The following is a 13,020-nucleotide window of genomic DNA, read 5'->3' as shown; positions in this document are numbered from 1 at the left end:
AACCATGATGTATTCCAGCTCATTGCCCGGCCTGCGCCACCTGTGGGTCGAGCGCCTGCTTGAGCGGCACGCGGGTACCTTGACCGAGTTGGTCGATGGTCTTGGCTCGCCGCTGCACTTGCTGTGCCCGCAGGTATTTCACGCCAATGTCGAAGCCTTCCAGCACAGCTTTACCCAGGCCCAGGTGCGCGGCAGCCTGCTGTTTGCCAAAAAGGCCAACAAGGCCAACTGCTTTACCCAGGCCTGCGCGCAATGTGCGATTGGCTTGGATGTGGCCAGCGTCGGCGAGCTGCAAAAGGCCCTGGCGGGCGGGGTGGCCGGCCGTGAGATCGGCGTGTCCGGGCCGCGTAAAAGCGATCAATTACTTGGGTTGAGTTTGAGTCACCAGTGCCTGCTGGCGGTGGATTCGCTGGAGGAGTTGCTGCGTATCCAGCAATTGGCGTTATCCCTGCGCCAACGGGCGCGCCTGTTGTTGCGCTATTGCCCTGCCAGCCAGCCCCACAGCCGCTTCGGCCTCAATCCACGGGAGTGTGACCAGGCCCTGGTGTTTTGCCGCAAGCATGTGGCGAACCTGGATCTGCAAGGCTTTTCCTTTCACCTTGGTGGCTATGACACCGCGCAGCGTGCGCACGTCGCCAGCCACTTGGTCGACCTGTGCCAGGCCAGTGAGCTGGACGACTGCCGCACGGTCAACCTGGGCGGTGGCTTTGCCGTGCGCTATGTCGACCCGGCGCAGTGGCAGGCGTTTATGGCCGAGGACTGCGCCGAGCGCTACCACAGCGACAAGGGCTTCGCCGGCTTCTATCCCTATGGTGCGCCACGCGCCGGCGCCGAGGCCCTTGACGATGTCCTCGCCACGCCCGTGGGCCCCGGCCTGAGCCTGGCGCAAAAGGTCATCGAACAGGGCGTGCGGCTGATCATCGAACCCGGCCGCGCCTTGCTCGACCAGGCCGGTATCAGCGTGTTCCGCGTGCAGGGCGTCAAGGACCGCACGGCCTGCGACGGCTATGCCCAGGTCACCGTGCAGGGCAGCAGCTTCAACCTCTCCGAGCAGTGGTTCAACAGCGAATTCTTGCCCGACCCGCTGCTGGTGCCGGCCTCGCCACGGTCGCGGTCGCCTTTTGTCGCGTGTATTGGCGGGTCCACCTGCCTGGAGTCGGACATGCTGACCTGGCGCAAAGTCGCCTTCGACTACCCGATCCAGGCGGGTGACTTGCTTATCTACCTCAATACCGCCGGCTATCAGATGGATTCCAACGAGTCGCCGTTTCACGAAGCGCCATTGCCACACAAAGTGGTGCTGGAGCTGCGTAACCCCTACCTGCGCTGGAAGCTGGACAGCCTGGCTTGAGCGCATTCAACAAGGAGCCCCGAGTGAACAGTTTGAATAAACCCGCAGCCCCCGCCGACCTATGGGTGCTGCCCCAGGCTGCGCTCGAAGACCTGGGGGTGAGTTACCGTGAAGTGCTGCAGGTGGTCGAGCAGGCGTACAAGGCCTTGCGCAGCGGCGACTCGCAGAACCCGCTCAAGACCATTGTCGAACCTGCGGACCGCCACTCCATCAGCTACTCGATGGTCGGCCGCGATGGCGCCAGCCACACCGTGGGCTTCAAGGTGGTCTACGAGCATGACCCGCAGCGCGCTCGCGACGCCTATCAGTTCCACTCGTTTATCTTCCTGTGTGATGACCGCACCGGCCGCCCGATTGCCTTGATGGACGTGGTCAAGCTCGGCCCGCTGCGCACCTCGGCCACCTCGGCGCTGATGGCCCGGGCCGCCTGCCCGGATGCCCGCAGTGCCCTGGTGGTCGGTACCGGCGTGCAGGGCCAGGTGGCGTTGCCCATGTTGCTCGCGGCCATGCCGGACCTGGAGCGTTTGTATGTCTACGGGCACTACGCCGAGGGCCTGCGCGCGGTGCAGGACAACCTGCGCAAACACTACCCGCTGCGCGACGTGATCGTGGTCGATGACCTGCCGGCGGCGGCGGGCGAGGCCGATATCATCCTTGGCGTGGCCGGGCTTTCGGCACGCCAGCAAGTGCAGCGGGCGTGGCTCAAGCCGGGCGCCGTGGCGGTGCTGGTCGGCTATGGCATCGACGCCGACGTGCTGCACGGCGCCGATTACCTAATCGCCACCGACACCGCGCAGATGCAAGTCACCAGCGCCGACCTGGCCGCCGCCGACGGCAGCCTGCCCGAGGTAGACGCCGAACTGCCGGACATTCTCCTGGGCCTGGCGCCCGCACGTCGCGATCCAAGCGATGTGGTGTTCGCCTACAACAGCGGCATGGTGGTGACTGACGTCGCCCTCGGCCGCCTGATGGCCGACCGCGCCCTGGCGCAGAACCGTGGGCAGAGGGTCCAACTATGGTCGGCCTGACTGCCGCACAACCCGGCGCGTGGCGCGCCGACAGCCGGGCCCTGCTGTTGCTGGCGTTGCCGCTGATCCTGACCAACCTGGCCTACGTGGCCCTGACCACCATCGACATCGTGGTGCTCGGCATGCTGGGTGCCAAGGAGCTGGCCGCCGGCGGCCTGGCCATCGCGCTGTTCAACCAGTTGCGCACCACCGGCACCGGCCTGGTCACCGGCGTCAGCAACCTGGTGGCCCAGGCCAATGCCCAGGGCGATGAAGCCCAGGTGCGGGCGCTGTTGGTGGCGGGGCTGTTCTGGGCGACCGTCAGTGGCCTGGTGTTTATGGGGGTGTTGCTGGGGTTGCGCCAGCCGCTGACCTGGCTGGGCCAGGATGCCAGCGTGGTAGCCAATGCCATGGATTTCCTGCTGATCATTGCTCCCGGCCTGCTGCCTTGCCTGTGGTTTCAGGCGCTGCGCCACTTTACCGTGGGCCTGAAATTCCCCGGGCCGTTGCTGGCGATCACCCTGGTGTCGATCTTCCTCACGGCGGCGCTGAACTACGTGCTGGTGTTCGGCAAGTTCGGCGTCCCGGCCTACGGGCTGGCGGGGGTGGCGATCACCAGCGCCGTGGTGTTCCTGCTGTCGTTCCTGATGTTCTTCGCGGTGGTACTGACCCATCGGCGCCTGGCCGGTTACTTCAAGCTTTCGCACCTGAGTTTTTCGCCGGCGGCGATCAAGGCGGTGTGGAAGCTCGGGCTGCCGATTGCCGGGACCTATGCCAGCGAGGCCGGGTTCTTCAGTGTGCTGACCCTGCTGATCGGCACCCTGGGCATGGAAGCGCTGGCGGCGCAGACCGTGCTCAACCAGATCATCTACATCGTGTTCATGTTTTCGGCGGGTATCTCCCATGCCGCCTCGATCCACATCAGCGAGGCCTGCGGCACCGGGCAGTATCAGCGCGCGCGGCAACTGGGGCGCCTGGGCCTGGGGCTGGGGCTGCTAGTCATGCTGCTGTTTGCCATTCCCTACGCACTGCTGCCCGAACAGGTGATCGGCCTGTTTATCAGCACCGAACACGCCAACAACCTGGATGCGGTGCGCCTGGCGACCACCGGTTTGTTGATCGCCATCGTCCTGCAGGTGTTCGACGCCAGCCAGAACATCGGCAACGGCATCCTGCGCGGCATCGGCGATACGGCGGGGCCACTGCGCATTTCCCTGTTCGGCTACTGGCTGGTGGGGCTGCCCGCCGCCTGGTTGCTGGGCATTGTCAGCCCCTACGGGATCTTTGGCGTGTGGGCCGGTTTGGCGATAGGCCTGGCGGCCACGGCGTTGCTGCTGATTGTTTCGTTTGAACGCCAACTCAACGCGCTGGACCGCGCGGGCGCTATCGCACTGTCATGACCAGGAGGTGTTCCATGCATCAAGACAACCCCGCACAGCGCATCGAGGCGCTGGTGCGGCCCAGTGTGCGGCGCTTGCCCCTGTATGACGCGGGCGCCGACCCACGCCAGATGGGTACGCCAATGGTGACGAAGCTGTCCAACTGCGAAAACCCGCTGGGCATGTCGCCGGCTGCCGCGGCCATGCTCGCACGCCAGGGCGGGGCAGGGCTGGAGCGCTACCCCGACCCCACTGGCCGGGCATTGCGCCACTTGATCGGCGGCCAGTTGGATGTGGATCCGGCCAGGATCATCCTCGGCAATGGCTCGGAAAATATCCTCGAGCTGTTGTGCCTGGCACTGCTCGATCCCCAGGACCGGGTGGTCACCCAGCAACCCTGCTTCAGCTTGCATGAAAGCCTGCCGTTGATGATGGGCGCGATGCTGGACAAGGTGCCGCTCAACCCGGATTTCAGCTTCAACCTGCACGCCTGGGCCACGGCCCTCAAGGAACCGGCGAAGCTGTTGATGCTGAGCACCCCCTGCAACCCGGTGGGCACCGCGCTGTCCAGCGCTGAGCTGACGGCACTGATCGCCGCCGCTCACCCCGACACCTTGTTGGTGATCGACGAGGCGTACTTCGAATTCGTCGAGCAGGGCGCCGATGCCCTGGCGATCCTCGGCGCGCAGTCGCGGCCGTGGATCGTCCTGCGCACATTCTCCAAGGCGTATGGGCTGGCGGGGCTGCGGATCGGCTATGGCATTGCCTCGCACCCAAGCCTGATCGATGCGCTGCACCGGGTGCGCACGCCATACAACGTCAATCAACCGGCCCAGGAGGTCGCCAAGGCTGCCTGGCTCGATCAGGAACACGTGGCGCGCAGTCGTGAATTTGTCGCCATCGAGCGCCAACGGCTGACCGAGGGGTTGCAGGCGGCGGGGTTTCGCGTGGCGCCGTCCCAGGCCAATTTCCTGTTTATCGACACCGCCTGCAACGCCCTGGAAGTGGTCGACGAACTGCTCAAGGACGGGATCATCGTCAAGGCCTGGCGCGAGCCGGGGTACACCGGTTTTATCCGCGTGTCCCTGGGCCTGGCCCAACAAAACCAGGCGTTTCTCGCCAGCCTGCAACGCGCCGTCGCGGCCCTGGCCGGGTAAGCGCCGAGCCGGTTTTTCATACTGCCCAGAGGTTGTCATGATCAAGAGTTGCCTGTCCGAGCTGATCGGCGATACGCCGCTGCTCAAATTGTGCGTCACCGAAAACGGCAGTTGCGTGCTGCTCAAGCTGGAACAATTCAACCCCACCGGTACCGCCAAGATCCGCATGGCCCGGCAAATGCTCGACGAGGCGCAGGCCAGCGGGCAGCTCAAGCCGGGTGGGCGGATTGTCGAGTCGACCTCAGGCAACACCGGGTTGGGCCTGGCGCTGCTGGCCGCCGAGCGCGGCTATCGCTTCACCGCCGTGGTCGACGAACACGCCAGCCCCGACAAACTGCGGGCGATGCAAGCCTTTGGTGCGCAACTGGTGCGGGTCGGCGACCCCGGTGGCGGGCTGGCCACCGCCGACCGCGATGCCACCGCCGAGCGTATCGCCACGGAGCAGGGCGCCTACTGGACCCGCCAGCATCACAACCCGGCCAATGCCAACGGCTACACGCAACTGGCCGCAGAACTGCGTGCGGTGCTCGGCGCTGAAATCCACTACCTGGTGGGCGCCGTGGGCACCGGCGGCTCGCTGTGCGGCACCGCGCGTGCGTTGAAACGCCATGCCCACGGCCTGCAAGTGATCGGTGTCGAGCCCTGCGGCTCGGTGATCTTCGGCGGCCCCGGGGCGCCGTATCACCAGTCCGGCACCGGCACCCCGGAGGGCGCGGAAATCGGTGCCGTGGTCGACTACGAACTGATTGATAAAGGCCTCACCGTCAGTGATGCCCAGGCCTTTGAGACCGCGCGCTACCTGGCACGGCACTACGGCCTGCTGCTTGGTGGCTCGGCAGGTGGAGTGGTCTACCAGGCCCTGCGCGAGGCGCGGCACGCCCCGGCCCAGAGCGTGATCGTGGCACTGGTGTGCGATGGCGGCGAAAAGTACCTCGACACCGTGTTCAACGACCAATGGATGGCCGACCGGCAACTGCTGGCGCCGCAGGTGCATCGCGAACTGGAACAGTGGTTGGGCACGCAGCCCTTGCTCAAGCAGCAGGCCTAGCGGCTTGCCTGGGGCGCCACCCTTCGCTACTGTGGCGCCCCGCCCGCGTGAGCCCCGCCATGAGTGACACCACTGTCGAACTGATCCAGACCGGCCCTGAACAGGCCGAACTGATCTGCAATCTCTACCAGTTCTATGCCTATGAATCCTCGGATTGGGAGCAAGAGGACGTCGAACAGGACGGCCGCTTCTACATCCATGAAGAACACCTGTCGCGCTACTGGCAAGACCCGCAATGGAGCGCCAATCTATTGCTGGTGGATGGTTACATCGCCGGATTCCTGCTGATCGAGCGCAGCGAACTGCCGGGGATCAACGCCCTGGAACTGGCTGACCTGTTTATCTTGAAACGCTATCGGCGCAAGGGTATAGGCCGAGCACTGGCCACCCAGGTATTGACCAGCGGCGAGGCCGACTGGCTGGTGCGCTTTTATGACCAGGACGAGGTGTCCCAGGCGTTCTGGCGCAGCGTACTGGATAACCTGCCGCGCCCGGTGCAGGCCATTGAGCTGGATGACGAGCCGCAACTGCTGAGCTTTTTGGTGACCCGGGCGATGGTTCACTGACCGTGGCCTTGTGTGTGGGCTTGTGTGGGAGCGGGCTTGCTCGCGAAAGCGGTGGGTCAGTCAACATCAGTGTTTGCTGGGCCGACGTCTTCGCGGCGATGCGGCGATCCGACAAGCCCGCTCCCACAGAGGGTCTGTGTTTGTTTGAAGTACCGCTGATTTACTTCGGTTGAACGCTTGGGCGGCTATGCTGGTCAACTGACCTTCAATGTCGACGCAAAGAGGTGACCGCAATGGCCAAGACTTACAGCTACGCCGCCCGTGACGCCAAGGATGCCCTCAAGCCCTATACCTTCGAGCGCCGCGCCCCCGGGGCCGACGATGTACAGATCGATATCCTCTATTGCGGGGTCTGCCACTCCGACCTGCACACCGTACGCAATGAGTGGCACAACACGCTCTATCCGTCGGTGCCGGGCCATGAAATCGTCGGCCGGGTGACGGCGGTGGGAGCCAATGTCAGCCGCTTCAAGGTCGGCGACCTGGCCGGCGTCGGCTGCATGGTCGACAGCTGCCAGCACTGTGAATCCTGCGCCGAAGGCGAGGAGCAGTACTGCGAGAACGGTTTTACCGGCACTTACAACGGTCCGGTGTTTGGCGGCGAAAACACCTTTGGCGGCTATTCGGACAACATCGTGGTCAAGGAGCAGTTCGTCCTGCGCATCTCCCACGACGAGGCGCAATTGGCGGCCGTGGCACCGCTGTTGTGTGCCGGCATCACCACCTATTCGCCGCTGCACCACTGGAAGGTCGGCCCTGGGCAGAAAGTCGGCGTGGTCGGCCTTGGCGGCCTGGGCCATATGGCGGTGAAGATCGCCCATGCCATGGGCGCCCATGTGGTGTTGTTCACCACCTCGCCCAACAAACGCGAAGACGGCCTGCGCCTGGGGGCCGACGAAGTGGTGGTGTCGAAGAACCCCGACGAAATGGCCAAGGTCGCCAATAGCCTGGACTTCATCCTCAACACCGTGGCCGCGCCCCACGACCTGGATGTGTTCCTCAACCTGCTCAAGCGCGACGGCACCATGACCCTGGTGGGCGCGCCGGACAGCCCGCACCCATCGCCCTCGGTGTTCAACCTGATCTTCAAGCGCCGCAGCCTGGCGGGGTCATTGATTGGCGGCATCCAGGAGACCCAGGACATGCTGGACTTCTGCGCCCGGCACGGGATCGTTTCGCAGATTGAGATGATTGATATCCAGGCCATCAACGAATCTTATGAGCGCATGCTCAAGGGTGATGTGAAGTATCGCTTTGTGATCGACATGGATAGCCTCAAGCGCGAGATCCAGGCGGTCTGATGTGGGGGCTGGGTTTGGGTACATATCCGTTGCTGCGGTCATGGCGGCTATTGGTTCCGCCCTTACGGCGGGTCACTTTTGGAAAAGAGCCCGGAGTGCCGGCCCAGCCAAAAGTAACCAAAAGGGCTCTTGCCCCACCACTCGGCACCTCGCCTAGGCTCGGTGTGCCCGTCATCCGACATTGATTTGGGGGGCCGCCGCGATGGGCCATCCCTGGCCCAGCGCGGCTAACCCGGCGTCCTGCCGGGTTACCCCCCCCAAATCAATATCGGATGACGGCCAGCGTGGTTTAACGGGGCGCCTTCACAAGCTAAGCGAGGCGGCCTGACAGCCGACCTGATCATCGAAGCGTACGCGTACCCCTGTAGGAGCTGGCTTGCCCGCGATGGTCGTTAACGATGACGAATGAATACCAGATACTCTGATGTGTTCTTTCGGGCGTCATCGCAGGCAAGCCAGCTCCTACAGGGGAATGCAGCTTCGCGCTCTGGCTCTGCTGTTGCCCTGGTTTTGATCTGGCTTTTGATCTTGGGTGCCCCGTCAAACCACGATGGCCGCAGGCAGGTATTGCGCAGTGGGCACCCCGGCAGGATGCCGGGGTAGCCGCGACACGGCCATGGATGGCCGATCGCGGCGGGCCCACGGAGCAATGCCTGACTGCGGGCATGCCGAGCCTAGGCGAGGCACCGAGTGGTGGGGCAAGAGCGCTTTGGTTACTTTCGCGCTTTTCGAAAGTGACCCGCCGTAAGGGCGGAACCCTAAGTGGCCATGACCGCAGCAACGGATATGTACACAAACCCACCCCCCACAAGTTTTTTTGGGTAATCAACGGGTGCTATACGGCAACAGAAACACCACGCCAAGCCCAGCCAGCGACATCAAGCCGAACCACGCCACCGGCCCCATGGCCCAGCCCCAACCCAGTACGCTGACGGCAAGACTCGCCGCCAGCATCCCCCAGCCCAGCACTCGCAGGCCACGTCGCAGCATCGGCGAGGGCAGGCGCCGCATGAGTTGCTGGTAATGGCGCTCCAACCCAAGGCACAACCCCACCATCCCCGCGCAGGCCAGTAATAACGCGACTATCAACACCATCTCAATTGACCTGCGCCACGGCGTGCTTGGCCACGCGCCGTGCGCTGCGTTCCTTGGGCGCCTGGTACAGCTTCCAGCACGGCCAGGCCAGCAGCAGGCCGAGGCCCACGGTGGTCAATTCCAGGTAGACGTAATCACCCAGGTTTTGCCCCAGCAGATTCAGGGCCGGCAGAGTGATACACAGGGCGGCGGCCAGGCCCAGTTGCTCGCGCCAGGCACTGCGCCAGGGGCGGACAATCGCGTGGCCCAGACTCAGCAGCCACACCAGGAAAAACACCCGCACCTCCCAGCCACCGCGTTGGGCCAGTTCCACCGGCAGCAAGCGGTTGGCCCACAGGAAGGCCACGCACGCCACCATCAGCCCGGCCACCACCGCCACATTCAGCCGCTCGGCGATGTGGTAGAGGAGGGCGCCGACCGCGCCTTCGCCATCGTGGCGCCGGCGGCGCTTGACGGTAAACAGCACCACGCCGGTCGCCAGCATCGCGCAACTGGCCAGGCCGCAGACAAAGTACAACCAGCGCATGGAATAGCCGCCAAACTGCGCAAAGTGCAGGCCGGCCATGACCTTTTGGGTCAGCAGGCTGGGCCGACTGACCGCCGGTTGGCGCAGGACTTCACCGCTGACCCCGTCAAACAGCATGCTCTGGCCCTTGGTCAGCTCGATGCGGTTGCCCAGCACCGGGCGCGCCTCGATCCGTGCGTCGCTGCGTCCGGGATTGTGGATCGACAAGCTGGACACCGGCCCCATGGCGCGCTCGGCCTCGGCCAGCACCGGGCCAAGCGCTGTCAGTTCGGCGGCCTCGCTGTGCTTGGGGCGTTCGCCGCGTACCTGTTGCTCGGCGGGCGCGCCACGCAAGGCGCGGAAGAGGTTGTCGCGGTCGCCGTCAAACAGCGCGTCCACCGCCGCCGGCATGTAGATCAGGTAGAAAATCACCAGCCCGGTGTAGGTAATCATCAAGTGAAAGGGCAACACCAGCACTGCGGTGGCGTTGTGCGCATCCAGCCATGAACGCTGGCCCTTGGCCGGGCGGAAGGTGAAGAATTCCTTGAAGAATTTCTTGTGGATCACAATTCCACTGAGCAATGCCACCAGCATCGCGATTGCAGCCAGGCCGACCGTCCAGATCCCCAGGTCGCGCGGCAGGTTGAGGGTGAAGTGGAAGCGGAAGAAGAACCCGCCCCCAGCGGTTTCGCGCACGGCCAGCGGCTCGCCGGTGTGCGGGTCGAGCGCGGTGCCGCCGCCACGGCGTTGTTCGCCGGCCGATACGGTCAGGGTGTCGGAGCGTTCGCCGGGCAGGCCGATGTTCCAGGTGCGCGCCTCGGGATGCTGGCGCGCCAGATAGCCGAGGGCCTGTTGCGCAGCAGCGCTTTGCGACAGGGTGGAGGTGGGGATTTCCGGGCGCATCCAGCCGTCGATTTCCTTGTCGAACACCGCCAGGGTGCCGGTGAGGAAGATCGCAAACAGCAGCCAGCCGAACACCAGCCCGCTCCAGGTATGCAGCCAGGCCATGGCCTGGGTCAGGGTCTTGTGTTTCATCCCAGTACCTCACGCCATTGGGGCCAGAAGCCGATGGCGGCCAAGGGCAGTGCCAGGGCCATGCCGGCCCACGCGCGCCAGGCGTTGCGGCAGGCGAAGGCCCAGAGGATCGCCAGGGTGTAGATCAGGAACGAGGGCAGGCTGGCGACCACCAGGGCATCCACCTTGTCCATGGGCAACAGGCGCGCCAGGGCGGCGGTAAACGCATAGGTAAACAGGTAGCCGCCGATCAGCGCGGCGACCATCCGCGAGAGTGTCGGCCAGGCAGGGGATTTGCTTTTCATGGGGACTCATCAGAATCAGGTCAGCAACGAATATCCCCTGTAGGAGCCGGCTTGCCGGCGATCAGGCCTTTGAGCCTTGTGCTGACTTATCAGCCGCCATCGCCGGCAAGCCGGCTCCTACAGAGGGCGACCATGCATAGGGTTGACTCGAATGCTAGTGATTCTCATATGAGAGTAAACGCAATTTACAACTTATACACTTTGAGTCGCAGATGCAGGCACAGCCCGGGCGTGGTGTTCTGTGCCCACAGCTGGCCACCTTGCAACTGCACGATGCTGCGGGCAATCGACAAGCCCAGGCCATAACCGTCACCACCCGGGCGGGCGGCATTGAGGCGGGTGAAGGGCAGGAAGATCTGTTCCAGCTTGTCGGGCTCGATCCCCGGGCCCTGGTCCTGGATGCACAGGTGCCAGAAATCGCCCTCAAGCACACCGGTCAAGCGCACCACACCGTGTTCGGGGGAATGGCGGATGGCATTGCGCAGGATATTTTCCAGGGCCTGGGCCAGGCCATTGAGGTTGCCCAGCACCCAGACGCCTGCGGGCAGTTCGCAGGGCAGGCGTTCGCTGGGCCAGCCGCTTTCAAAGCAGGCGTCTTCGCGCAGCAGGTCCCACAAAGGCTCCATCTCGACCGCTTCCACGGGCATGGATGGGCGTTCGGTATCCAGCCAGACCAGCTCCAGGGTGCTGCCGATCAAGCGTTCCATACCTTGCACTTCGCGCTCCAGGCGCTGGCGCAGGGCGCCTGGATCAGGCTCGCGCTCACCGGCCACCCGCAGCCGGCTCAAGGGCGTGCGCAGTTCGTGGGACAAGTCCCGCAGCAAGCGCCGTTGCAGCACCACCGTGCTTTCCAGGCGCTCGGCCATATGGTCGAAGGCCCGGGCCAACTCACCCAATTCATCGCGGCGCCGCGTCACCTGCGGCCCGACCCGCGAGGCCAGGTCACCGGCGCTCAGGGCATTGGCCTGGCGCCGCAGGATCACCAGCGGTGAAATCAGCACCCGGTACAACAGCACGCCAAACAACAACGCCAGGCCTGTCGGCAGCACCTGGCGCAGCAAAATGTCCCATAGGCCACGGCCCTGGCGCGGGTCCAGGTGCAGCGGCAACTCCATGACCAGGCGGGCTGCGCCGTCGCTGAACGGCATGTAAAACGTTGGCCGGCCACCAGGGCGGCCCACGGGCCAGTCGATCTGGCGCACAAAGTCCAGCTTGCGCCGTTCGATCGTGGTCAAGGCCTGGGAGGACAGCGAATGGTGGTCGTCCACCACCACCGCCCACACCTGCTCCTGGGCACGCAGGCTTTTGAGGAACTCATCGACCCCTGCCGCACCGCGCTCGCGCCAGGCCATTTCGGCCTGGCGCGCGTATTCGCCGAGGATGTAGCGGGTGGGAGCGGGCAGTCGCGCGGTGGCTTCATAGATACGCTGGCTCACATCCACTTGCAGGCTGACCACCAACAGGCACAGTACCGCCAGCAAACCGATCAGTTTCCACAACAGCGAATGGCGGTTGGGCAGCCTCATGCTTGCAGCCGGGTCAGCATGTAGCCGGTGCTCCTGACCGTCTCCACGCGCCCGGCGGTGTAGCCGATGGCCTGCAACTTGCGCCGGATGCGGCTGACATGCATGTCCAGGCTGCGATCATGCCTGGAATAGGCACGATGCATGACATGTTGGTACAGAAACGCCTTGGTCAGCACCTCATCGACATGGGCCACCAGGGTTTCCAGCACCCGATACTCGGTGGTGGTCAGGTCGGCCCACTGCTCATTGAGGCTGACATCGGTGCGTTGTTCGTCGAATGTCAGTTGCGGGTCCTCATTGCGCGCCGTGCCGGGCACCTCATGTTCATAGGCCACCCGGCGCAGGATCGCGTCGATGCGCACATCCATCTCCAGCATGCTGAACGGCTTGGGCAGGTAATCGTCGGCGCCCTGGCTGAACCCGGTGATGCGGTCCTGCTCGGCACCGAGGGCCGACATCAGGATCACCGGCACCCGTTGATGCCGGCGCAGTTGCGCGAGCACCTCCAGGCCGCTGCTGCCCGGCAGCATGATATCCATCAGGATCAGGTCGAAAGGTTGGGCGCGCACCAACTCGACGATCTCGCCACCGTCCTGGCGCAACGTGACATCGAAGCCACGTTGGCCCAGGTGGCTGTCCAGGTGGGCGGCGAGCACCGGGTCATCCTCGACGGCGAGGATGCGACGCGCAGCGGGGAGCGAAGGGTGGGCGTGCATGGGAATTTCCTGCGAATGCGAATGTTTCTAAGTCGCGCATTCTGGCAAAT

The 13,020-nt window shown here is 64.5% G+C and carries 12 protein-coding genes; 7 read left to right on the top strand and 5 right to left on the bottom strand.

The features are described from left to right. Positions 1–4: 4 nt before the first annotated feature. The 7 genes from ACSSVH_RS15715 to ACSSVH_RS15685 all read left to right on the top strand — a co-directional run bounded on the left by ACSSVH_RS15715 (position 5) and on the right by ACSSVH_RS15685 (position 7,809). Entirely contained in the window at positions 5–1,351 is a 1,347-nt protein-coding gene (locus tag ACSSVH_RS15715) for an alanine racemase (protein WP_492633437.1), read from the top strand. A gap of 23 nt (positions 1,352–1,374) precedes the next feature. Further along, positions 1,375–2,379 carry a hypothetical protein gene (locus ACSSVH_RS15710; RefSeq protein WP_222931753.1) on the top strand — a complete coding sequence of 335 codons (1,005 nt, stop codon included), beginning with the start codon at positions 1,375–1,377 and terminating at the stop codon, positions 2,377–2,379. Beyond that, positions 2,367–3,758, top strand: a complete 1,392-nt coding sequence (locus ACSSVH_RS15705; RefSeq protein WP_492633436.1) for an MATE family efflux transporter — start codon at positions 2,367–2,369, stop codon at positions 3,756–3,758. The genes ACSSVH_RS15710 and ACSSVH_RS15705 overlap by 13 nt, the downstream gene beginning before the upstream one ends. Before the next feature lie 14 nt (positions 3,759–3,772). Next, positions 3,773–4,894: a histidinol-phosphate transaminase gene (gene hisC, locus ACSSVH_RS15700; RefSeq protein WP_492633435.1), complete on the top strand. Its 1,122-nt coding sequence runs from the start codon at positions 3,773–3,775 to the stop codon at positions 4,892–4,894. A 37-nt stretch (positions 4,895–4,931) separates the two neighbouring features. Beyond that, the gene (locus ACSSVH_RS15695) at positions 4,932–5,942 is read left to right on the top strand and encodes a PLP-dependent cysteine synthase family protein (protein ID WP_492633434.1); all 1,011 of its coding nucleotides are present in this window, start codon (positions 4,932–4,934) and stop codon (positions 5,940–5,942) included. Between the two features lie 59 nt (positions 5,943–6,001). Further along, entirely contained in the window at positions 6,002–6,508 is a 507-nt protein-coding gene (locus tag ACSSVH_RS15690) for a GNAT family N-acetyltransferase (protein ID WP_169954706.1), read from the top strand. A 233-nt stretch (positions 6,509–6,741) separates the two neighbouring features. Continuing rightward, entirely contained in the window at positions 6,742–7,809 is a 1,068-nt protein-coding gene (locus ACSSVH_RS15685) for an NAD(P)-dependent alcohol dehydrogenase (protein ID WP_169954705.1), read from the top strand. 825 nt (positions 7,810–8,634) lie between these two features. Here the strand turns inward: ACSSVH_RS15685 and ACSSVH_RS15680 are convergent. The 5 genes from ACSSVH_RS15680 to ACSSVH_RS15660 all read right to left on the bottom strand — a co-directional run bounded on the left by ACSSVH_RS15680 (position 8,635) and on the right by ACSSVH_RS15660 (position 12,970). After that, the gene (locus tag ACSSVH_RS15680; RefSeq protein ID WP_169957351.1) at positions 8,635–8,904 is read right to left on the bottom strand and encodes a DUF3325 domain-containing protein; all 270 of its coding nucleotides are present in this window, start codon (positions 8,902–8,904) and stop codon (positions 8,635–8,637) included. Position 8,905: 1 nt separating this feature from the next. Next, entirely contained in the window at positions 8,906–10,444 is a 1,539-nt protein-coding gene (locus tag ACSSVH_RS15675) for a PepSY-associated TM helix domain-containing protein (RefSeq protein ID WP_492633433.1), read from the bottom strand. After that, a complete protein-coding gene (locus tag ACSSVH_RS15670; protein WP_169957354.1) occupies positions 10,441–10,728 on the bottom strand; it encodes a DUF3649 domain-containing protein in 288 nt (95 codons plus the stop codon). The genes ACSSVH_RS15675 and ACSSVH_RS15670 overlap by 4 nt, the downstream gene beginning before the upstream one ends. A gap of 185 nt (positions 10,729–10,913) precedes the next feature. Next, a complete protein-coding gene (locus tag ACSSVH_RS15665) occupies positions 10,914–12,254 on the bottom strand; it encodes a histidine kinase sensor domain-containing protein (RefSeq protein ID WP_492633432.1) in 1,341 nt (446 codons plus the stop codon). After that, positions 12,251–12,970, bottom strand: a complete 720-nt coding sequence (locus ACSSVH_RS15660) for a response regulator transcription factor (RefSeq protein WP_492633431.1) — start codon at positions 12,968–12,970, stop codon at positions 12,251–12,253. Before ACSSVH_RS15660 ends, ACSSVH_RS15665 begins: the two co-directional genes overlap by 4 nt. Between the last annotated feature and the right edge of the window lie 50 nt (positions 12,971–13,020).

The sequence above is a fragment of the Pseudomonas sp. HC1(2025) genome (assembly GCF_058742075.1).
Note: the sequence above shows the minus strand (reverse complement) of the source record. Positions and strands in the feature narration are given on the sequence as shown.